The sequence below is a fragment of the Reinekea thalattae genome (assembly GCF_008041945.1).
GTDB classification, from domain to species: domain Bacteria; phylum Pseudomonadota; class Gammaproteobacteria; order Pseudomonadales; family Natronospirillaceae; genus Reinekea; species Reinekea thalattae.
In genome coordinates this window covers 23,704-46,372 of record NZ_VKAD01000002.1, presented here as the reverse complement: position 1 = coordinate 46,372, position 22,669 = coordinate 23,704, and the positions used below count along the sequence as shown (strand labels likewise).

The window sequence follows — 22,669 nt, the reverse complement described above, 5'->3', positions numbered from 1 at the left end:
CTAGACGTCGTCAATCGTACGAGCGACTTCTTTAACATCGAATACTTCGATCTTATCGCCCACCTTAACATCGGTGTAATTTTTAACGCCGATACCACATTCCATATTTTGACGAACGTCCTGTACATCGTCTTTAAAGCGACGTAGAGATTCCAATTCACCTTCGTAGATCACAACCTCATCGCGCAATACGCGAATACGCTTGTTACGGTAAACCGTACCTTCAACAACCATACAGCCAGCCACTTGGCCAAACTTAGGTGAGTTAAAGACATCACGGACTTCTGCAAGACCCACAATCTCTTCACGAAGATCAGGTGCCAACATGCCGCTCAATGCCGCTTTAACATCGTCAATCAGATCGTAAATGACATTGTAGTAACGCAGATCCAAGCCGCCACGTTCAATCGCTTCACGTGCTTTGCCCGTTGCTCGTACGTTAAAGCCGAACACAACCGCGCCTGAAGTAATAGCTAAGTTAGCATCCGATTCAGAAATTGCACCAACACCGCTGGCAACAATATTAACCTTAACTTCATCATTACCCAGTTTAAGCAATGAGCTGCTAATCGCTTCTAATGAACCACGAACGTCTGTTTTTAGAACAACATTAAGCACTCTTAGCTCAGTGTCGCCGACGTTAGCAAACAGAGCGTCTAGTTTCGCCGCCTGTTGCTGAGCTTGCAGCGCGCCTTTACTACGTGATGAACGCAATTCAGCAACATCACGAGCAGCTCGCTCATTTTCCGCGACGACAAATTCGTCACCAGCTTCTGGCGTACCATTCAAGCCTAAAATCTGAGCCGGAATAGAAGGGCCTGCTTCGTCAATAGGTTTGGCAGACTCGTCTAACAAGGCACGAACACGACCATAATAAGAGCCGGCTAATACAACATCGCCACGCTTTAGCAAACCAGACTGAACCAATACGGTTGCAACCGCACCACGCCCTTTATCAAGGCTGGATTCAATAACCACACCCTTACCAGGACCAGTGCTGTGTGCTTTAAGCTCTAACAATTCAGCTTGCAATGAAACCGCTTCTAGAAGCTCTTCGACACCTTGGCCAGTATGAGCAGAAACAGGAATAAACTGCGTGTCACCACCCCAAGATTCTGGAATAACATCCTGTTGAGCAAGCTCGTTAGTGACTCGATCTGGGTCAGCCGTTTCTTTATCGATCTTGTTGATCGCCACCACCAATGGTACACCGGCCGCTTTCGCGTGCTGGATCGCCTCTTGGGTTTGCGGCATCACGCCATCGTCTGCGGCAACCACCAAAATAACAACGTCAGTAGCCTGAGCACCACGCGCACGCATTGCAGTAAAGGCGGCGTGTCCTGGTGTATCCAAGAAGGTGATCATGCCACGAGAAGATTCAACGTGATAAGCACCAATATGCTGAGTAATACCGCCTGACTCACCGGCAGTCACACGAGACTTACGGATGTAGTCAAGTAAGCTGGTCTTACCGTGGTCAACGTGACCCATCACCGTAACAACAGGTGCACGTGATTCAAGCTCACTGTCGTAAGTCACTTCCATCATGGTGTCTTCAAGCGCGTTTTCATTAACGATCTTGTAGGTGTGACCCATTTCTTCGATAACGAGGATGGCAGTATCTTGATCCAGTACTTGGTTCACTGTCGCCATCACACCCATCTTGAATAGGTTTTTCACCACTTCGGCGGATTTAACCGACATCTTCTGCGCCAACTCAGCAACGGTAATGCTTTCTCCTAACAGCTCAACATCACGAATAACCGGAGCGGTTGGTTTTTCAAATTGGTGCTCTAAATTCTTCTTAGGTCGTTTTGCCTTACGACGACGACCAAAGCCTTCATCGTCCAACGCATCCAACATCTGTTGATGTTTGTTACCTGTACGATGTGTCGATGCTCTTTGTGCTTGGGCTTTTTGGCTGACTTTTTTATGGCCAGCTTTACGTCCAGCTTCGGCAGGACCGTCTTCAACACGACGAGTCGTTTCACGAGCCTTATTAGGCGCACGTTTTTTCTCTGCGCTACGACCCTGACCTTCTTTAACCAGCTTCGCTTCTTGCTCGGCAACGGCCTCAGCGGCATCTGGCTGAGCCTTAGAATTCTGATCACTGGAAGCGGCTTGCTCTGCTTGCTGTTTAAGTTCAGCTTGCTTTTGCGCTTCTGCTTCTTTCTCTTGTGCCGCTTTTAAACGCGCAGCCTCTAACTTCGCGTCTTCTTCAGCGCGCTTAGATAAGCGATCCTCTTCTTCTTGAGGAGCCGCTGTTGCCGTTTCATCACGCTTAACGTAGGTGCGTTTTTTACGCACCTCAATGCTCACGGTTTTGTTCTTATTGCCATTCGCCTTAAGCGTTGTTGTTACCTTACGCTTTAGGGTTATTTTCTTTGGCGCATCACCAGTATCGCCATGAGTGGTTTTAAGGTGATCTAACAGCTGCTGCTTTTGCTCATCATTGACTGCATCGCCTTCTGCTTTATGAGGCAGACCAGCAGACTTCATTTGAGTTAAAAGTTTGTCGACGGGAGTGCCGACGGACTCGGCCAACTGCTTTACTGTAACTTCGGACATTCATTTCTCCTTCCCGCTTATTCATTTTCAAACCATGGCGCGCGAGCAGCCATGATTAGTTTCCCAGAAGTTTCTTCATCTAAGCCACTGGCATCGACCATTTCGTCGATACTCAATTCCGCTAGATCTTCCATGGAAACGATACCTTTACTCGCAAGGGTCAAAGCTAGATGCTCATCCATACCTTCCATTTCTAACAGATCCTGTTGTGGCTCTGCAGACTCTAAACGCTCTTCGCTTGCCAGTTCTTGAGTAAGCAAGACATCTTTAGCTCGCTGACGAAGCTGTTCAACCAAGTCTTCATCGAAGCCGTCAATTTCAAGCATTTCAGCGATTGGCACATAGGCCACTTCTTCAACGGTAGTGAAGCCTTCTTCAACCAACACCGCTGCGAAATCATCATCAACGCCTAACTTATCAACAAAGTAACTAACGATTTGCTCAACTTCTTGCTCTTGTCGCTCACCGGCTTCATCTTCAGTGATAACGTTAATTGTCCAACCCGTAAGATCACTCGCCAAACGCACGTTTTGACCACTTCGGCCAATCGCCATAGCAAGGTTATCTTCTGCTACTGCAACCTGCATTGTGTTGGCGTCTTCGTCCATGACGATAGAAGCAACTTCCGCAGGAGCCATTGCATTAATCACAAGCTGCGCTGGGTTATCATCCCAAAGGATAATATCGACTCGCTCATTACCTAACTCGTTCGATACGGCTTGCACTCGTGAACCCCGCATACCAACACAAGCACCGACTGGATCAATACGGCCATCGTTAGTTTTTACAGCAATCTTTGCACGAGAACCTGGGTCACGAGCACAGGAGCGAATTTCAATAATTTCTTCCTGAATTTCTGGCACTTCAATACGGAACAGCTCAACCAGCATTTCATTGCTCGATCGGCTCAGTACCAATTGAGGTCCACGACCTTCAGACTTAATAGTTTGCAATACCGCACGAACTCGATCCGCTAAACGGAACGCTTCACGACCAATCATTTCTTCACGAGGCATAATCGCTTCGGCATTACCGCCTAGATCGACGATCAAGGCATCACGCGTTACTTTTTTAACGGTACCTGAAACCATTTCACCGATGCGATCACGATACATATCTACGATACGAGCACGCTCAGCATCACGAACTTTTTGCACAATAATCTGTTTCGCAGCCTGTGCACTGATACGACCAAAGGCTTCGTTTTCAATCAGTCTTTCGTAGAAATCTCCTGGCTGTAAACTTTCGTCTACTTCATGAGCTTCTTCTGTTGTCCATTGAGAACCTAGGATCGCGACAACATCATCTGCCACGACCTCCCACCGTTGAAAGGTTTCGTATTCACCGGTTTTTCGGTCAATGACGACATAGACATCAGTCTCTCCCTCGTCATCTAGACGCTTTTTTGCAGCCATTGCTAAAGCCTGTTCCATCGCATCAAAAATAACTTCGCGTGAAACACCCTTTTCGTTTGCAACTGCATCTACGACTAGGAGTAGTTCTTTGCTCATCGTTTCAGCCCCTTTCAATCAATTGAGCCTTTCGCTCATTAAAAATTCTGACATTTCATTTTTGACCAAGACCATCGTTATCTGGCTGATAACCTAAGGCTAATCAAAAACACTAAGTTAAATATGTGTGTGCGTTACACCAAAAAGCGGCTATATCGCACAGCTAAACGAACTATCGAACTATCAAATTAACTAACTCTATAATTAGCTAAAGTTCGGAATAATCCGTCCTCGTTCTATACTCTCAATAGGCAACAAAAACTCTTCGTTATCGACTTGGACAACGACCTCATCGCCTTCAACGCCGGTAATAACGCCTTTAAAGTTTTTACGACCCTCAAACGCATGGCGTAATTTAATCTCTACCCACTCATTAATGCTGTGCTGGTATTGTTCCAACTTAAACAGTGGCCGATCCATACCTGGCGAGGAAACCTCTAGCGTATAGTTATTGGTAATCGGATCTTCAACATCCATTACCGCACTGACCTGTCGACTCACTTCAGCACAGTGGTCTACATCAATACCGTTTTCGTGGTCGATATAGATACGCAAGGTAGAAAATTTACCATTGCGCAAATACTCGATACCCCACAATTCAAAACCCATACCGGAGACAACCGGCTCAATCAGGGTTGTTAATTCATCTACTTTTGCCACTTAAATTCGTCCGCATCCAGAAAATAAATGTAACTGCCCGCTATGACGAACAGATCAAAATATTCTTACACCCTAAAAACCAAAAAGCCCCTGCATTGAGGGGCTTAAAGAATCTAAATTTTAAGAGATACCCCGGTATCCCTCCGCACGAGTAACATCATTCGTGCGATCCAGCCAAAACCTCGACTGAACGGTGCCGTAAATTGGTAGCGGGGGCCGGATTTGAACCGACGACCTTCGGGTTATGAGCCCGACGAGCTACCAGGCTGCTCCACCCCGCATCAACACTTGCACCACAAACGCGTATAAAACCAACATGCGTCCGTATAAAACCGCGCGAATTATACGGATGACGCCTATTTCATGCAAGGCGTTTAGCCATAAAAAAAGCCTGTAAACAGGCCTTTTCAATAATGGTGCCGACGACTAGATTCGAACTAGCACGGGCTTGCGCCCACCACCCCCTCAAGGTGGCGTGTCTACCAATTTCACCACGTCGGCTTAAACTTTTCTTAGCTCTGATCTTTAGCGCTGCAATGCAGCGCTTTGAGCTACAGCTTACTCTGCAGGTAACGCAGAAGCTGGCTGTTCAGTCGTTACAGTATCGGACTCAATCGGCAACTCAGTTGCAGGGATATTGATGTCAGATAAAGCATCGGCTTTTTGCTTTGCAACATAAGCCAACGCAAGACTGGTAACAAAGAAGCCCGCAACTAAAATAGCTGTCATACGGGTTAAGAAATTACCACTACCGCCCGAACCGAAGACAGTCTGAGATGCACCACCGCCGAAAGAAGCACCAGCTTCAGCACCCTTGCCACGCTGGATTAGCACAAAACCAATCACACCAATAGCCAGTAACACATGCACCAACAGAACTAAATTTTCATATAACATTTTGATTACCCTTGCGTAGCATTACAGATCGCTACGAATTCATCTGCTATTAACGATGCACCACCAACTAGGCCGCCATCGATATCCGGCTGGCCAAATAACGCACCAGCACTGGCAGCTTTAACACTGCCACCATATAAAATCCGTGTTTTATCCGCTACAGCCTGATCACTCTTGGCAAGATAAGCGCGAATAAACGCATGTACATCTTGAGCCTGCTCTGGCGTGGCCGTCTTACCGGTGCCAATCGCCCAAACTGGCTCGTAGGCTATAACTATTTTTTCGAAAGCGGCAATGCCGACCTTTTCTAAAACAGCACCAACCTGCTGCTCACAAACCTGTTCAGTAATACCGGACTCTCTTTGCTCAAGAGTCTCACCGATACACAACATCGGAATCAGGCCTGCGGCTAAAATCGCTGCGACTTTTTTGGCAACGTCGGCATCGGTCTCACCGAAAATTTCACGACGTTCAGAATGGCCAACCAATACATACTGGCAACCAAAATCTTTCGCCATATCCATACTTAACTCACCGGTAAACGCGCCGCTCTTTTCGAAGTGCGCATTTTGAATACCATAGGCGATGGATGTGCCTGCTAATTCTTCACTCAATTGAGGAACGTAAACGGCGGGCGGAAAAATTGCTGTATCCGCTGAGCCATCGAACCCGGCTTTAAAAGCATTGAGCAATAAAGCATTAGATTCTTTACTGCCGTTCATCTTCCAATTCGCTGCTACGAGTAAGCGTCGCATAAACTTGCCTCCTTCGAGCGGGCGCAGAGTTTACTTATTTTAAAGTTTCGGAGCAAGTATTAGCTCCGAAAAAGCACCCGAGATTTATATTAAAATTATTGTTAAATCAATCGATTAGGTAGTTAAGTAATGACAGCTGCTTCGACTTCTTTGGCTAATGCCTCGCACACTACTTTGACCGTCGAAATATCTTCCCCTTCGACCATAACCCGAACAACAGGTTCCGTGCCGGAAGGGCGCAGTAACACTCGACCGCGATCTGCTAATTCTGCCTCAGCATGCTCAACGGCCTTCTGCACTGTTGGCAAGGCTAACACATCCTGCTTTTTAGGCAATTTAACATTGATCATAACCTGCGGATATTTTCGCATATCTGACTTAGCTTGCGCTAAGGTCTGATCGCTTTCTGCCAATGCACAAAGCACCTGCAACGCAGACACAATGCCATCGCCTGTGGTCGAGACATGCTTACACACAAGATGACCAGAGTTCTCACCACCAATCATCCAGCCTCGCTGATTAAGCTGCTCCATGACGTAGCGATCACCGACATTGGCGCGAACCAGCTCTAAATCGAGCTTTTTCAATGCCACTTCCAAACCTAAGTTAGTCATCAGCGTACCAACGATTCCGCCGCTGACAATTCCCTTAGCTTTAAGATGCTTGGCAATGATGTAAAGCAATTCATCACCATCAACGATGTGGCCTTGATGATCAACCATTAATAGTCGGTCGCCATCGCCATCGAAAGCGATACCAAGATCAGCCTTATGCTCTAACACCGCCTTTTGCAGCGCCGCTGGATGCGTCGAACCGACGCCTTCGTTAATGTTCAAACCATTCGGCTCAACACCGATTAAATGAACCGTTGCGCCAAGTTCACGAAACACCTTTGGTGCGATATCGTAGGTTGCGCCATTAGCACAATCCAAAACGATGGTGAGCTGATCTAAATTTAAATAACCAGAGGTCGACTTGCAGTATTCAACGTAACGACCATTAGCATCGACAATACGGCGTACCTTACCGAGTTCAGCACTCGGCGCGCACTGCATTTCCTGCTGTAATTCTTTTTCAATAGCAAACTCAACTTCATCGGGTAATTTCGTACCGTCGGCTGAGAAAAATTTAATGCCATTATCATAAAATGGGTTATGAGATGCAGAGATAACGATGCCTGCATCGGCATGAAACGTCCGAGTTAAATAAGCAATCGCCGGTGTCGGCATTGGCCCAACCATTAAACTGTTACAACCCGCAGCCGCCAAGCCCGACTCAAGTACCGTTTCAAACATGTAGCCTGAAATACGAGTATCCTTGCCTATTAGTATTTTACCGCGACCATTGCGAGAAAAGACTCGCCCAGCCGCCCAACCTAACTTGAGAACAAATTCCGGCGTAATAACACCCTTGCCCACTTCTCCGCGAATACCATCAGTACCAAAATATTTTTTTGCTTTTGCCATACCAATGGCTCTCCTAAATAACGTGCTCTTGCTTAACTGCGTTAATCATCCGTACCGTATCGACCGTTTCGGCGACATCATGAACACGGACAATCCAAGCGCCCTTCATAACCGCCGCCGCTGCAAGCGCAAGGCTACCATACAGGCGTTGATCAACCGGTTTATTTAATACATCGCCAATCATGGTTTTACGCGACATTCCCACCAATAAAGGCAACTGATCGACTTGAATATCTGACAATCGATTCAGTAGTAACAGGTTATGTTCTAAGCGTTTACCAAATCCAAAGCCGGGGTCAAGAATCAGTCTATCCGTATCAATACCAACATGGTGACAAGCATTGATACGCTGCTGAAAGAACTCGGCAACGTCACTAATGATGTTTTCGTATTCTGGGTTATCCTGCATGTTTACTGGCTCACCCTGCTTATGCATTAAACAGATAGGCAAGCCGGTCGATGCTGCCGCCTGCAGAGCACCTTCACGTTGCAGCGCACGGACGTCATTAATCAGGTGCGCACCCAATTTGGCAGACTCTGTCATGACCGCAGCAGAGCTGGAATCCACTGAAATTAACGCATCAACACGACTGGCTAATGCTTCAACCACCGGCAATACTCGGTCCATTTCTTGTTGCAGCGATACTGGTTCAGCTCCAGGCCGAGTACTTTCACCGCCAACATCAATAAAGGCCGCGCCTTCGGCAACCATCTGCTCGGCACGCACAAGTGCATCATCTAAATGCTTATGCTGGCCGCCATCGGAAAAAGAATCCGGCGTCACGTTTAGAATCCCCATAACATGGGACTGATCCAAACTGAGTTGCCGATCCTTAAATTTAAACATGCTCATTCACCAAACCTTACAACAAAAAAGTCGGCCTAAGCCGACTTTGAATAATAACCTATGTAGATCAGTGCTGTGTAGGCGAGTCATCTTTTGAATCGCTTGCGCTATCTTCCGCAGGCTCTGACTCTGGGGCTTTCGCCGCATCTCGATCTTCCCAGCCTTTTGGCTTGCCCGGCTCTCTGCCTGCCATGATGTCTTCTATTTGCTCTGGGAAAATTGTTTCATATTCCATCAAGGCTTTAGTCATGGTTTCAAGCTTGTCTCGGTTTTCTTCCAAGATGGACTTCGCATGATCGTAGCAATCAGTCAGGATTTTACGAACCTCTGCATCGATTTTTGTCATCGTCTCCGGAGAGAAGTCGGACGTGCCGCCGCTGCTACCAAGATATGACTGATTTTCTTTTTCATACAAAACCGGGCCTGCTTCTTTTGAGAAGCCCCACTTAGTCACCATCTGGCGAGCTAAACCGGTTGCATAGCTAATATCTTGAGAAGCGCCGGTCGTTGCGCCATCCCAACCAACCGTCATTTCTTCTGCGATACGACCACCATAAGCAATGGTAATGCGGGTTAACAAATATTGTCGACTGTAACCAACCTGATCGGCTTCCGGTAACTGCTGAACAAAGCCTAACGCCTGCCCACGCGGAATAATAGTCACCTTATGAATCGGGTCAGACTCTTTCGCTAAATAAGCAACAATTGCATGGCCTGATTCGTGATAAGCCGTGTTCAACTTATCTTCTTCGCTCATCACCTTGTTTTTGCGCTCTGCGCCCATGGTGATTTTATCTTTAGCCTTATCGATTTCTTCGGCGGTAACGACACGTCGATTCAGACGCGCAGCAAACAACGCCGCTTCGTTAATCAGGTTAGCTAGATCGGCACCAGAAAAGCCTGGCGTTCCACGCGCAATAACCGAAGCATCCACATCATCACCAACAGGCACTTTACGCATATGAACTTTTAAAATTTGCTCACGGCCACGAACATCTGGCAAGCCTACAACCACTTCACGGTCGAATCGACCTGGACGTTTTAGCGCTGGGTCCAATACATCTGGGCGGTTAGTTGCAGCAATGACGATAATGCCGTCGTTAACTTCAAAGCCATCCATCTCAACCAGTAGCTGGTTAAGTGTTTGTTCGCGTTCGTCGTTACCGCCGCCAATACCTGCGCCACGAGAGCGACCAACGGCATCGATTTCGTCGATAAAGATAATACAAGGCGCTTGCTTTTTAGCCTGCTCGAACATGTCGCGCACACGAGAAGCACCGACACCGACAAACATTTCAACAAAGTCAGAACCTGAAATTGAGAAGAACGGAACCTTAGCTTCACCAGCGATAGCTTTCGCAAGTAAGGTTTTACCTGTACCTGGCTGACCAACCATTAAAACGCCGCGCGGAATCTTACCGCCGAGTCGCTGGTATTTGCCGGGGTCACGTAAAAAGTCGACCAACTCTTGAACATCTTCTTTCGCTTCATCAACACCAGCGACATCTTTAAAGGTGGTGTTAATCTGATCTTCACTGAGTAAGCGAGCCTTGCTCTTACCAAAGCTCATTGGGCCGCCTTTACCACCGCCCGCGCCACCTTGCATTTGGCGCATAAAAAACATGAATACGCCCAAAATGATCAAAATAGGGAATGCTGCTAAAAAGAGCTGAGTCCAGATACTGGGTTGCTCTGGTGGCTGAACGGATACATCGACACCGTGGTCGATCATTTCACCGATCAGTACGTTAGGGTCGCTGTATTCTGGACGCGTCGTGGCAAAGCTTGAGCCATCACGTAATTCACCGCGAATATTAAGCCCAGTGTAGGTCACAGAACGTACCTGATCCTGCTCAACCTGCTGAACAAAGCGCGAGTAGCTGACCTGTTCGGCATTGGTCGACATATCGAAGTTGTTAAACACCGCAATCAATACAACTGCGATAATCACCCATAAAATTAAATTCTTAGCCATATCGTTCAATTTTCACCTTCTCACACAAACGCTTGCGTGCTTGCTTAATTTTTATAACCAGTCGCAACGACATAAGTCTCGCGGGATCTCGGTCTAGATGCATCTGGTTTACGCATCACTACCTTTGTAAAGTGTTGCCTTACCGTCTTGACGTATTCGTCAAAACTTTCGCCATGAAACACCTTAGCGACAAAGGCACCGTTGGGCTTCAGGATAGATTGTGCCATATCAAGCGCTAACTCAACCAAATACATGGCAGCCGGCTGATCGATTACAGCGTTTCCGCTCATATTGGGGGCCATGTCAGAAATTACAAGGTCAACAGGACGATCACCAATACGCTCTAACAGCTCGCTATAAACCGATTCTTCGGTGAAATCACCCTGAATAAACTCAACATCGGCGATTGAATCCATCTCTAGAATATCCGAGGCCACCACACGACCATGATCGCCGACTAAACGAGCCGCTACCTGTGACCAACCGCCCGGCGCAGAACCTAAGTCGACCACGGTCATGCCGGGTTTGATGAGCTGATACTTATCACTGATTTCAAGCAGTTTATAGCTTGCTCGACTGCGATAGCCATCCTGCTTCGCCATCTGGACATATTTGTCATCAAAGTGTTCTTTAAGCCAATCCTGACTATTCTTTGGCCGAGCCACTGTAAATCCTCTTTAGTGATTTGCGAGCATCTAACGTACAATGGCCGCAATGCAATTAAAGTAAAAACGAGAAACACCCATTATGAGTTTGAAACAGGAACAAAAAAAGCGTTTACGCACAATAGGCCATAAGTTAAATCCAATCGTCACCGTCGGTGAAAAGGGCTTAACAGATACTGTTATGGCTGAAATCAACCGTGCGCTGGATGATCATGAGTTAATAAAAGTAAAGGTTGTCGCTGAAGATCGTGACGATAAAAAAGCAATGATTACCGCCCTAGTACAGCAAAGCGGTGCGGAATTAGTGCAAACCATTGGCCACGTAGCACTGCTTTTAAAAGCCGCTGATGAGCCTAACCCTAAGCTTTCTAACATCATTCGCTTCAGCCATTTATAAAAGCTAAGCCACGTTATAGTCGAGAAAGCAGGCTTGCAAGATGCCTAAACGGCATCTTGCCTATTTAACGCCAGGCCAGATTTAGCACCTGACCAAAGCCATACCTAACCAACGTTATAACTGATTAAAGTTAAACCTTCGTTAACCAGCCAAACTTATCTTCTGCCAAGCCCCATTGAATATCATTTAACGCCTGACGCAGCTTCTTAGTTGTCGGCCCTTCTTGAGCAGAACCGACCGCATAGTCTTTACCATCATGAATCAGGGTGCCAACCGGTGCTAATACCGCAGCCGTACCAGACAAAGCCGCTTCACAATTTGGTTTCGCAGCGCGCTCTAATAATTCCTCAACCGTCAGTTCTCGCTCGCTGACCTTCATGCCCATATCGGCAGCTAAGGTTAGTAAAGAATCTCGAGTAATGCCGTGTAAAAAACTAGAGTCGAGCGCTTTAGTAATAATTTCATCACCGTCGATTAACAAAAAGTTCGCCGCGCCTGTTTCTTGTACATCACCGTTCGGGCAAAACAATACCTGATCGGCCTTGACCGCTGCCCTTGCTTTGATAATAGGATCCAGTGCGCTGGCGTAGTTGCCACCACTTTTCACCATACCCATGTGCGGTGCACAACGGGCGCCATCTTCATCAAGTAGTAAACGTAACGCCTGAGCACCACCGGTAAAATAATCACCCACCGGCGACAACAAAACATACAACAGCGACTCTAACGATGGCGCTGCGGCCTTACCAATGGCAGGGTCGGTACCAAAGTGGGTTGGGCGAATGTACATTGAGCCTGGAGGTGCTGGTACTTCGCTGGCGTACTTGGCGACAATCTCGACAATCATGCTCGATAGCTGCTCAGCACTGAATTCTGGCAAATGCAGCAAAGCGCTGCTTTGTTGTAAACGGCGAATATTGGCGTCCATTCTAAAAATACAAACACTGCCGTTTTGATGACGGAACGCCTTAAGTCCTTCAAAACAAGTACTTGAGTAATGCAATACATGAGCACCAGGATGCAGCTGCAATCGGTCGGATGGCACGACTTGCGACTCGCTCCATTGGCTATTTTCAAAGGTCGCCAGCGTCATTTCTGGCATAAAAACGGTTCCAAAAGCGGCCATCGTATTGCTCCCATGCATGAATAATCGGTCAATCAACAGTGCAAAAAACGCACTAAAAAAATGAATCTCTTTAAAAGAGTGAAATATTGTATGCTTATTCTAAGAGCGACACTAGGCCTAAATAACCTGCAAATATCGCAATAATATAAATCGACTATTGCAGCCGCTAGGTCAGCATATGCTGGCGCCAAAGGCTGATGACATCCTCTATTGCCTGAGCCAACGACGAGTGCTTTTCTACTTGCACCACGCCACTACTTTGCGCCGATAAAATGCAGTGATGCGCCGCTTGTCGCAAGGTTAAATAGGCTTGCTGCAAGCGCTCATTTTCACTTTGCGACACGATGCCAGCGCTGCTCAGCTCATTTAGCGTCCGAACGTTATCTGAAAAACGCGTAATCTGCGGATAATCATGAGCATTCAGTAACACCCAAAACTGCACCATAAACTCAAGATCAATAATGCCGCCATCATCCTGCTTAACGTTAAAGTCGTTCCCTGGGTAACGAGCGCTAACGTGAGCCGATTGATGCTGACGCATTTTTTGCCGCATGGCAGTCACTTCAGCCAACAACAGCTGTCGACTTCGAGGCTGGCACAACACCGACTGGCGAATCTGATCAAAGGCCTGCTTTAAGCTTGCATCGCCAGCAATAAAGCGCGCCCGGACCAAAGCCTGATGCTCCCAAACCCAGGCTTCTCGTTGCTGATAATCGGCAAAGGCACTGACACTCGACACCAACATGCCGGAGTTTCCAGACGGACGTAACCTCATGTCGACCTCATAAAGGCTGCCGGATGCAGTCTGTGCCGATAACAGATGAATAAGCTTTTGCCCGAGCCGAGCCATAAACACAGGATTCTCGATAACCTTAGGGCCATCGGTTGCACCTTGCGGGTCGGCCCGGTGAATAAACACGAGGTCTAAATCGGATTCATAAGACAACTCAAGGCCGCCCATCTTGCCGTAGGCAATAACACCAAACGAGACTTCGCCAACCTCATCATTCAAGCAGGAAGGTCGGCCATATTTAGCCAGCATCTGCTGCCATGCCAAGCTAAGCGACTGCTCGACAACAACTTCGGCAACCCAAGCAAGGTAGTCGGAAATTTTCATCAGTGGCAATAAGCCTGTAATTTCACACGCCGCAGCTCGCAGAACCTTGGCATGACGGAAGTGTCGCATCACTTCCATTTGCTGCTCTAAATCTTCTTCGGGTATGCGCAACAGCTGCTGATGCAATTCATCCATCAGCTCAACTTTAGTCGGCAGTGAATAAAGACTACGCAGGTCGATTAATTCATCTAACAGATAAGGCTTTTCAATAAAGTTGTTAGCCAACCACTGACTTTGCGGCACCAACTTGACTAATTCGGATACCGCGGCTGGGTTTTCTGCCAGCAATGAAAAGTAAGACGTACGCCGTAATACCGCTTCCAAAATTGGAGCGATTGCGTCAAACCGACTTGCAGCATCCGAGCAAGCTTGCAGCTTGGCCCACAGTATGGGCATCAGTGCATCCAAATTTTGTCGCGCACTTGGCGCCAATCGCTGAACGGCGGCTAAGTCACGAAACTGCGCCAAGCGCTGTACCAGCGGCTCATTATTTTCTAACTTATCGGCCAACCATTGTTGCCGATAGCCATTCAATTCAGCTGTATCGAGTTGCTCGCTCTCTTCACTGATTAACAGACTAAAATGTTGATGCACCTGATCACGATAGTGCTGCAACTGCTGCTCTAACTGATCAACCGACGAATAACCGATCGCACAAGCCAACCTCATTAAACTGAGTTCATCGGATGGTAAGGTTTGACCCTGTTGGTCATCAATGGCTTGGATGCGATGTTCCAAATCACGCAAAAAATCGTAAGCCTGCTGCAATTGCTCAACAGCCTCAAAGGGCAATAACTCAACCTCAGCCAATACCGACAACACCGGCCAAGTACCTCTTTGTTGCAAGCGAACATCCTGTCCGCCACGGATCAATTGAAACACCTGAGCAATAAATTCTACTTCGCGAATACCGCCACGGCCCAACTTAATATTGCGATCTAAACGATGCCGTCGCACCTCGGCATTCATTTTTTGCTTCAATTCGCGCAACGCACCGATTGCCTGATAATCAACATAACGGCGATACACAAAAGGCATTAAAATCTGCTGCAACTGCGCCTGTGCTTCAGCCGCGCCAGTAATACTGCGAGCCTTAACCATAGCGAAGCGCTCCCAAAAACGACCGTGCTGTAAATAGTAGTTTTGCAACGCAGAAAAATTAGACACCAGCGCACCAGACTGACCCCAAGGCCGCAAGCGCATATCGACTCGAAACACAAAACCATCAGCGGTACGCGCATCAAGCAGTTTTATTAATTTGCGGGCAATGCGGGTGAACAGCTGTTCGTGCGGCTTATCTTTATCAGTTTCGGCCTGACTGGGATAAGCAAAGATGAGATCAATATCCGAGGATAAATTTAATTCTTGAGCGCCATGCTTACCCATTGCAATAACCACCAATTGCTCCGGCTGGCCGCTAAAGCGACAGCTCGCGGCGACACCTTCGCGTTGCTGCACTGCATCCGTACTCCATTTGAGCGCGGCATTCACGGCGCTGTCAGCTAAATCCGAAACCGCCTTCGCCGTGGTGCGCACATTGTTCAGCTGTAGCTGATCGCGACAGATCAAACGCGCCATGTGCCGGTTGCGCCAGCAACGCAACTGCTTCATCACACCGGCTTCATCATCTAATCGCCAATCGTTACTGAGCCCTTCCAATTCACGATTCGCATCGACATCGGCTTTAACAAAATCCATAAAGGCCGACCAATCCGTACAGCTTTTGAGCCAGCCGAACAGCCAAGGACTGGCAAAGCAGGCGGTTTGATAAAACTTCTGCAGGCTTTCATCCAGTTGTAAAAAAGCTGGCTGACAGGCTAATAGTTCACGTTCTTTTTGCTGTTGTTTTTGTGACATGCTGCAACCCTAGTTAATAAATGAAACGCCCTGTCTAATAGTTTAATGACAAGCGCTACCCAAAAACAGGCTTCGCAGGCTATTATAGTTTGTTGCAACTGCCGTTTGTTTAACGCCTGCAAGCGAACTCGAATACCGCGAAATCTAGCGCTCTATTGTTATAGGCTGTCTCGTCAGCCACTTAAACAAAATGGAACTATCTAACTCTGTCGCTGTCTTTTATCGAGCCTGTCAATGTCGACGTTAATGATAAACACGAGAGCTGTATTTAATGCAGATATTTGCTTGAGCTGCTTTGCTAAAAAATATTGACCACAACAACAATAGCCAACCTAAACATAAGGACACTCATGAAACCTGTTACCCGTGCTGCCATTGCCACCCTTGTTAATCTTACTCTGATTGCTCTGCCAACTGCTCACGCTGATGCATGGCAAGACAAGCTCGATCAAGCCAAAGGGCAAACGGTTTACTTTCATGCTTGGGGCGGCGACGAAAACATTAACGACTACATTCAGTGGGCTGCCGATCGGGTTAAAGCCGAATACGACATCGATGTTAAGCATGTCAAAAGCGGAGCTGCTACAGCGGTTAGCCAAGTGCTTGCAGAAAAATCCGCCGGCAAAGATAACGGCGGCGCGGTCGATCTAATCTGGATCAATGGTGAAAACTTCGCCAGCATGAAAAAGGGTGGCTTGCTGTATGGCGCGTTCACGCAAGACTTACCTAATTACGCACTGGTGGACACCGAAAACAAACCGACAACCCTGTATGACTTTACCGTTCCGGTCGATCATCTAGAAGCGCCTTGGGGCATGGCTCAGCTGGTATTTATGTACGACAGCGAACTGGTCAGCCAGCCACCCAGTAACGCAGCCGAACTATTAGCCTTTGCGCAAGCAAACCCTGGCCGCTTTACTTATCCTGCGCCACCGGCCTTTCATGGCACCACCTTCGTAAAGCAAATGCTGATTGAATTGAGCGAACAAAATGCTGCGCTTTATGCGCCTGTCACCATGGCCGACTTTGACTCTGTCACCGCGCCGTTATGGGAATATTTAGATCAACTACACCCAGTTATGTGGCGTCAGGGTAAAACCTTTACCGATGGCGCACCGCGCATGAAGCAATTACTCAACGACGGCGAAATTGCTATCTCGCTGAGCTTTAACCCGTTTGAAGCCAGCAGTGCCATTGCCAACGACGAACTACCCAACAGTATTCGTACTTACATCCACGATAACGGCACCATTGGTAATAGCCACTTTGTCGCCATCCCTTACAACGCAAGCCAACCTGTTGCGGCCATGGTATTTGCCGACTTTTTAATGTCTGCAGAGGCTCAAGCTCGTAAAGCGAACCCAACAATTTGGGGCGACCCAACCGTGTTAAGCATGGACAAACTGGATGCCTCACAAAAAGCACAGTTTGATAACTTGCCGCAAGGTATTGCCACGCTATCTAACCAAGAGCTCGCCAAGGTGTTGCAAGAGCCGCACGCCAGTTGGGTTGCTGCGTTAGAAGCTGCTTGGTTAGAACGTTACGGAAATTAAACGGATTTTTCTTGAAACCATACCTTACATTTTTTTTAAAACCGCAGCTTTCAAAAGTAGGTCTAAGTACCAGCCCTTGGCTCACCAGTGCAATTTTTTTATTGCCTGTTGCCGTCGGCCTATTAGGTACTTGGCTGCCTGCCTTTGGCTGGCTGCCGGCGATTGATGCTCGCGCATTTTCCATTCAGGCTTGGTCGTTAATGACCGATTATCCTGGCTTTTGGACTGCGCTAAAAACAACACTGACAACAGGTCTGGTCGCGTCATTTTTAGCCATTCTGATAACACTGCTATTATTGATTGGCCTCTACCCTTCTAAGCTGTTTAAAACCATTGAGCGCAACTTAGCACCGCTACTTTCTGTCCCTCATGCCGCCTTTGCCATAGGTTTAGGCTTATTAATTATGCCCAGCGGCTGGTTAGTTCGATTGCTAGCACAAGGCTTCGATCAGCTGGCGTCACCGCCCAATATTGCGACATTCCAAGACCCGATGGGCTTGAGTTTAATTTTAGCGCTGACGTTAAAAGAAATTCCTTTTTTACTTTTTATGTCGCTCGCGGTTTTGCCAAGCCTTAAAGTCAGTCAAACCATTACGCTGACTCACAGCTTAGGGCACAGTCGTCGCTACGCTTGGGTTTGGCTAATTTTTCCGCAGCTGTACAAACAGATTAAATTGCCATTTTTTGCGATCATTGCTTACTCATTAACCGTTGTCGATATTGCGATGATCGCTGGGCCAACAACACCACCAACTCTTGCAGTGATGGTCAACCATTGGTTCTACGATCCTAATTTAGAATTACGAACACTGGGTGCAGCGGGTGCAACATCCTTACTGGCCATTAACATTTTGGTGCTGGGTTTATTGCATCTATTAGAAAAGCCTGCCGCCTTATTGCGTTGCCATGTTGTTAATCAGGGCTCCAAAAAGGCACACCGTATTTTTTGGGAAAAACCCATCGCACTGGTTTCAGCGCTACTGTTATTTTCTTTTTATATTGGCGCGACCTTGCAGATGCTCAGTTGGAGTTTTGCATCACGTTGGCGCTACCCTCACCTTTGGCCGGACGGTTTTTCAACCAAAGCTTGGTCACGAATTTTTAATCGTATCGACGAACCTTTTTATACGACTTTTCAATTGGCCTTAGCCAGCGCGACTCTCGCTTTAGTGCTTTGCATATTGATGCTCGAAAATGAAGTTCGGCTACGACATAAAAAACGCAGCATCAATACCGACAACATCCAACTGCTTATTTACTTGCCGTTACTGATTCCACAGATTGCGTTTCTGTTTGGCTTTCAGGTTTTTCTTATTCAGCTCGGCATCGACGCTAACTTTTACGCCTTGCTTTGGTCGCACTGCATTTTTGTCATCCCCTATGTATTTTTAACACTAAGCGGGCCTTATCGTCGTTACGATCAACGCTATCAGCTGCAAGCTTTATCGCTCAGTGCCAGCCATTTAAAAAGTTTTTGGCTAATTAAATTACCAATTTTATTGCGGCCTATTCTTTACGCCTTTGCTACCGGATTTTCGGTTTCGATTGCGCAGTATTTGCCAACACTTTTTATCGGCGCCGGTAAATTTTCGACACTCACCACTGAAGCTGTCGCCATTACCAGCGGCAGCGATCGCCGACTCATTGCGGTCATGGCGCTTTGGCAACAGGCTCTACCCTTATTAATTTTTTTATTCGCAACATTAGCGCCGGCGCTACTCTTTAGAAAACGTAAAGCGCTGCTTTAATTCAGCCAAGCAACTAAAAACCAAAACTAATAACTAATAACTAAGAAACGGCAGTTATGTTTAAATTAGACAAGCTACAAATTTTTAAGGCCGATCAGGCATTATTTCAGCCAGTTTCACTGATGATCGAAGCTGGCCAAATCGCTACCATTAAAGGTCCAAGCGGCATTGGTAAGTCGACGATCTTGTCAGATATATTAGGGACGCTGGAGCCCGGTTTTAAACGCAGCGGACACATCTATTTAAACGGCAGTGAAATTTCTGACGTTGCCGTTGAGCAACGCCACATCGGAATTTTATTCCAAGAAGACCTGTTGTTTCCACATTTAAATGTTTACCAAAATTTAGTCTTTGGTGTTCCGAGCCACTGGACAAAAAAAGAAAAACAACAACGTATTAAAGAAGCATTGGCAGAAGCAGGATTAGCGGGCTTTGAAAGCCGAGATATTGCCACATTATCTGGTGGCCAACGCTCACGCGTCAGTCTGTTGCGCACTCTGTTATCCGAGCCTAGACTGATGTTGCTCGACGAGCCGTTTTCAAAATTGGACGACAGTCTACGCGAGCAATTTCGTGGCTGGGTGTTTTCTCAACTAAAACAACAAAACATTGCTGCCGTTTTGGTCACACACGACCAACAGGATATTCCTGACGGCGCAGTTTGTATCGAATTGGAGGCGAGTCATGCTTGATCGTTGGAGCTTAATCGCGGTAAAGCCGCCTCTACGTTCTATAGCAAAACAAATGCTTCGCTTAGGTATCAGCGCAAATCATATCAGTCTGTTTGGCTTTTTTATCGGCATGCTCGCCATCCCTGCTTTAGCATTACAACATTATCTTTTAGCACTGCTGTTTATTGCACTAAACCGCATTGCTGATGGCCTCGACGGCACCGTTGCTCGCTTAAGCAAACCCAGTGAACAGGGCGCGTACCTCGATATTGTTTTGGATTTTATTTTTTACTCAGGTGTGATTTTTGGCTTTGCTATGGCGGCGCCTCAAACAAACGCATTGCCTGCCGCAGCACTGATATTTAGTTTTATGGGAACAGGTTCTAGCTTTTTGGCCTTTGCTATTTTAGCAGAACGACTAAAGCTGAATTCGATGAGCTACCCGAACAAGGGCTTTTATTATATCAATGGTTTAATGGAAGGCACTGAGACGATTCTATTTTTTGTTGCCATGTGCCTACTGCCAAATTACTTCCCGATATTAGCTTGGGTGTTTTTTGGGCTTTGCATACTGACCACCACAACACGAGTCATCGGTGGCAGTTACACACTCGCAAAACTTGAAAAACAGTCTGCCGAATAAATTGCTTTCTAATGATTTAACAACCATCGATTGAATGGTTGTTAAATCAAGCAACAGCTATTGAGTAAAGACGCGATTCTCTTGCTCTTGTACGCGAATAAAAGTCGTACGTTTAGACAGTTCTTTTAATTCACTGGCGCCAACATAGGTACAGGTTGAACGCACGCCACCCAGAATGTCATGGATCGTATCGACGATTGAGCCGCGGTAAGGAACTTTAACTGTCTTGCCTTCACTGGCGCGATAATTAGCAACTCCGCCATGATATTTATCCATCGCGGTATCGGAACTCATGCCATAAAACAGTTTAAATTTTTTGCCTTCCTGCTCAACTAATTCACCGCCACTTTCATCATGACCGGCAAGCATGCCACCGAGCATGACAAAGTCAGCACCGGCACCAAAGGCTTTAGAAACATCACCCGGGCAGGCACAACCGCCATCGGAAATGACATGACCGCGTAAACCGTGAGCGGCATCGGCACATTCAATAACCGCCGAAACCTGTGGATAGCCAACGCCTGTTTTTACTCGCGTGGTACAAACAGAGCCGGGGCCAATGCCAACCTTGACGATATCGGCTCCCGATAAAATTAATTCTTCAGCCATTTCACCGGTAACAACATTACCAGCAACAATGGTCAGCTTTGGATAGCTCTTTCGTACACGACGTAGAAAACTGACAAAGTGCTCCGAATAACCATTGGCAACATCAATACAGGCAAATGATAGGCCGTCGTTTAGTGCCAATATCTGCTGCAAGCGTTCGTAATCGGCATCGGAAGTGCCAGTGCTGACCATAATATAGGGCAGCTGTTCGACAGGCAGTTGCGCTAAAAAATCCGCCCATTGCTGTACCGAGTAATGCTTATGCATTGCGGTGAGCATTTTAAAACCAGCCAAAATTTGAGCTGTTTCGAAAGTTCCAACAGTGTCCATATTGGCGGCAATAATTGGCACGCCAGTCCAAGTTTGACCGCTATTGCAGAAGGTGTAGGTTCTTTCTAGTGAGACTTGCGAGCGAGATTTTAAAGTAGAACGTTTCGGGCGGATCATGACATCCTTAAAGCCCAATTTAATGTCGTTTTCGACGCGCATGGAGTGTGCTCCGGCATGAGGTGTGTTAAAAACCGGTGACCAAGGCTAACACCGATATTCATTATCGACAATGTATTTTGACCAACAAGTCAGGCAATGAAATACCCCCTCTAGCTAGCAACCTAATTTCAGACAGGCATGTGAAGGCTCGCCAAACGAAAAAAAGCCCCAACTGTGTTGAGGCTTTTGCTGTGAGTTAACCTAACCGAAACCGGGTTAGCAGCCAGTTAACTGGCTAGAGGATAAGCCCTTAGGCCTGAGCGGCCATGATGCGCTCATACTTTTCCATCAATTGGTCTCGACTTTCTACGTTGTCTGCATCGTGCGGGATACAATCCACTGGGCAAACCTGCTGACATTGTGGTTCGTCATAATGACCGACGCACTCAGTACATAAAGCCGGATCAATCTCATAGATTTCCTCGCCTTCAGATATAGCGCTGTTCGGGCATTCTGGCTCACAAACATCACAGTTGATGCATTCATCGGTAATGATTAACGCCATGTTGTAGTCCTTCCTGATTCTCTTCGTTGCAGCGTCTGTAAATTGCGCTGTTTTTATTCATTCTACTAATTATTAACTGCCGTTAGTGTCGGCTGTTTTTTTGCGCGTTAAACTAACGCCCCAAGCCATCGAACTGTTTGGTCAACGCCGCCTCAACCGCCGGATGGACCATTTTAGAAACATCCCCTTTCAGGAAGGAAATTTCTCGTACAAAGGTCGACGATATAAATGAAAATTGTTCTGACGGCGTTAAAAATAAACTTTCTAAATCCGGTGCTAAAACTCGGTTCATGTTGGCTAGCTGAAACTCATATTCAAAGTCACTAACCACTCGCAAGCCACGCAAAATTGCTTGCGCACCCTGCTCCCGAGCAAAATCGACCAACAGATTACTGAAGCCTATCACTTCAACATTGCCTAGCCCTTGAGTTACCTCTTTAGCGAGGGCCACCCTATTCTCTAATGAAAACAACGGGTTCTTTTTTGGGCTAGCTGCTACCGCGACAACCAGCTTATCGAACTGGCGTAATCCGCGCTCGATTAAGTCCATGTGCCCCAACGTAATAGGGTCGAAAGTTCCCGGATAGACGACGATTCTAGTCATTGGCGT

General features: G+C 47.0%; 19 protein-coding genes and 2 tRNA genes. 5 read left to right on the top strand and 16 right to left on the bottom strand.

Annotated features, from left to right (window positions below):
* The 11 genes from infB to rlmE form a co-directional block, all read right to left on the bottom strand.
* A complete protein-coding gene (gene infB / locus FME95_RS10560; protein WP_147714456.1) occupies window positions 1–2,568 on the bottom strand; it encodes a translation initiation factor IF-2 in 2,568 nt (855 codons plus the stop codon).
* A gap of 17 nt (window positions 2,569–2,585) precedes the next feature.
* Complete coding sequence (gene nusA / locus FME95_RS10555; protein ID WP_147714455.1) at window positions 2,586–4,079, bottom strand: transcription termination factor NusA; 1,494 nt, start codon at window positions 4,077–4,079, stop codon at window positions 2,586–2,588.
* A 204-nt stretch (window positions 4,080–4,283) separates the two neighbouring features.
* On the bottom strand, window positions 4,284–4,739 hold the full coding sequence (rimP, locus tag FME95_RS10550; RefSeq protein ID WP_222709973.1) for a ribosome maturation factor RimP: 456 nt from the start codon (window positions 4,737–4,739) through the stop codon (window positions 4,284–4,286).
* Window positions 4,740–4,943: 204 nt separating this feature from the next.
* Window positions 4,944–5,020: transfer RNA gene (locus FME95_RS10545), tRNA-Met, on the bottom strand.
* 133 nt (window positions 5,021–5,153) lie between these two features.
* Window positions 5,154–5,240, bottom strand: a tRNA-Leu gene (locus FME95_RS10540).
* Between the two features lie 57 nt (window positions 5,241–5,297).
* Window positions 5,298–5,636 (bottom strand): preprotein translocase subunit SecG, encoded by a 339-nt coding sequence (gene secG / locus FME95_RS10535; RefSeq protein WP_147714454.1) that lies wholly within the window; start codon window positions 5,634–5,636, stop codon window positions 5,298–5,300.
* 5 nt (window positions 5,637–5,641) lie between these two features.
* Entirely contained in the window at window positions 5,642–6,391 is a 750-nt protein-coding gene (tpiA, locus tag FME95_RS10530; protein ID WP_147714453.1) for a triose-phosphate isomerase, read from the bottom strand.
* Window positions 6,392–6,513: 122 nt separating this feature from the next.
* Window positions 6,514–7,857: a phosphoglucosamine mutase gene (glmM, locus tag FME95_RS10525; protein ID WP_147714452.1), complete on the bottom strand. Its 1,344-nt coding sequence runs from the start codon at window positions 7,855–7,857 to the stop codon at window positions 6,514–6,516.
* A 13-nt stretch (window positions 7,858–7,870) separates the two neighbouring features.
* Window positions 7,871–8,710, bottom strand: coding sequence for a dihydropteroate synthase (gene folP, locus FME95_RS10520; RefSeq protein ID WP_187265506.1), 840 nt, complete (start codon window positions 8,708–8,710; stop codon window positions 7,871–7,873).
* 61 nt (window positions 8,711–8,771) lie between these two features.
* A complete protein-coding gene (ftsH, locus tag FME95_RS10515; protein WP_147714451.1) occupies window positions 8,772–10,679 on the bottom strand; it encodes an ATP-dependent zinc metalloprotease FtsH in 1,908 nt (635 codons plus the stop codon).
* Window positions 10,680–10,723: 44 nt separating this feature from the next.
* Entirely contained in the window at window positions 10,724–11,344 is a 621-nt protein-coding gene (gene rlmE, locus FME95_RS10510) for a 23S rRNA (uridine(2552)-2'-O)-methyltransferase RlmE (RefSeq protein WP_147714450.1), read from the bottom strand.
* An 82-nt stretch (window positions 11,345–11,426) separates the two neighbouring features.
* On the opposite strand from rlmE, the gene yhbY reads away from it, so the two are divergent.
* On the top strand, window positions 11,427–11,741 hold the full coding sequence (gene yhbY / locus FME95_RS10505; protein WP_147714449.1) for a ribosome assembly RNA-binding protein YhbY: 315 nt from the start codon (window positions 11,427–11,429) through the stop codon (window positions 11,739–11,741).
* Window positions 11,742–11,871: 130 nt separating this feature from the next.
* On the opposite strand, the gene FME95_RS10500 is transcribed toward yhbY, so the two are convergent.
* On the bottom strand, window positions 11,872–12,867 hold the full coding sequence (locus tag FME95_RS10500) for a branched-chain amino acid aminotransferase (RefSeq protein WP_147714448.1): 996 nt from the start codon (window positions 12,865–12,867) through the stop codon (window positions 11,872–11,874).
* Between the two features lie 166 nt (window positions 12,868–13,033).
* On the bottom strand, window positions 13,034–15,841 hold the full coding sequence (gene glnE, locus FME95_RS10495; protein WP_147714447.1) for a bifunctional [glutamate--ammonia ligase]-adenylyl-L-tyrosine phosphorylase/[glutamate--ammonia-ligase] adenylyltransferase: 2,808 nt from the start codon (window positions 15,839–15,841) through the stop codon (window positions 13,034–13,036).
* Between the two features lie 350 nt (window positions 15,842–16,191).
* Between glnE and FME95_RS10490 the strand changes: the two genes are divergently transcribed.
* Genes FME95_RS10490 through FME95_RS10475 form a run of 4 tightly spaced genes read left to right on the top strand, consistent with a single transcriptional unit; the run spans window position 16,192 to window position 20,456 of the window.
* Window positions 16,192–17,394, top strand: a complete 1,203-nt coding sequence (locus tag FME95_RS10490; protein WP_147714446.1) for an ABC transporter substrate-binding protein — start codon at window positions 16,192–16,194, stop codon at window positions 17,392–17,394.
* An 11-nt stretch (window positions 17,395–17,405) separates the two neighbouring features.
* Entirely contained in the window at window positions 17,406–19,142 is a 1,737-nt protein-coding gene (locus FME95_RS10485; RefSeq protein WP_147714445.1) for an ABC transporter permease, read from the top strand.
* Between the two features lie 56 nt (window positions 19,143–19,198).
* On the top strand, window positions 19,199–19,834 hold the full coding sequence (locus tag FME95_RS10480; protein WP_147714444.1) for an ATP-binding cassette domain-containing protein: 636 nt from the start codon (window positions 19,199–19,201) through the stop codon (window positions 19,832–19,834).
* On the top strand, window positions 19,827–20,456 hold the full coding sequence (locus FME95_RS10475) for a CDP-alcohol phosphatidyltransferase family protein (RefSeq protein WP_147714443.1): 630 nt from the start codon (window positions 19,827–19,829) through the stop codon (window positions 20,454–20,456). Before FME95_RS10480 ends, FME95_RS10475 begins: the two co-directional genes overlap by 8 nt.
* A 57-nt stretch (window positions 20,457–20,513) precedes the next feature.
* Here FME95_RS10475 and FME95_RS10470 read toward each other — a convergent pair whose 3' ends face one another.
* The 3 genes from FME95_RS10470 to coaD all read right to left on the bottom strand — a co-directional run bounded on the left by FME95_RS10470 (window position 20,514) and on the right by coaD (window position 22,663).
* Window positions 20,514–21,554 carry a GMP reductase gene (locus FME95_RS10470; protein ID WP_147714442.1) on the bottom strand — a complete coding sequence of 347 codons (1,041 nt, stop codon included), beginning with the start codon at window positions 21,552–21,554 and terminating at the stop codon, window positions 20,514–20,516.
* Between the two features lie 250 nt (window positions 21,555–21,804).
* The gene (locus tag FME95_RS10465) at window positions 21,805–22,059 is read right to left on the bottom strand and encodes a YfhL family 4Fe-4S dicluster ferredoxin (protein WP_147714441.1); all 255 of its coding nucleotides are present in this window, start codon (window positions 22,057–22,059) and stop codon (window positions 21,805–21,807) included.
* A 112-nt stretch (window positions 22,060–22,171) separates the two neighbouring features.
* Window positions 22,172–22,663, bottom strand: coding sequence for a pantetheine-phosphate adenylyltransferase (gene coaD, locus FME95_RS10460; protein WP_147714440.1), 492 nt, complete (start codon window positions 22,661–22,663; stop codon window positions 22,172–22,174).
* Between the last annotated feature and the right edge of the window lie 6 nt (window positions 22,664–22,669).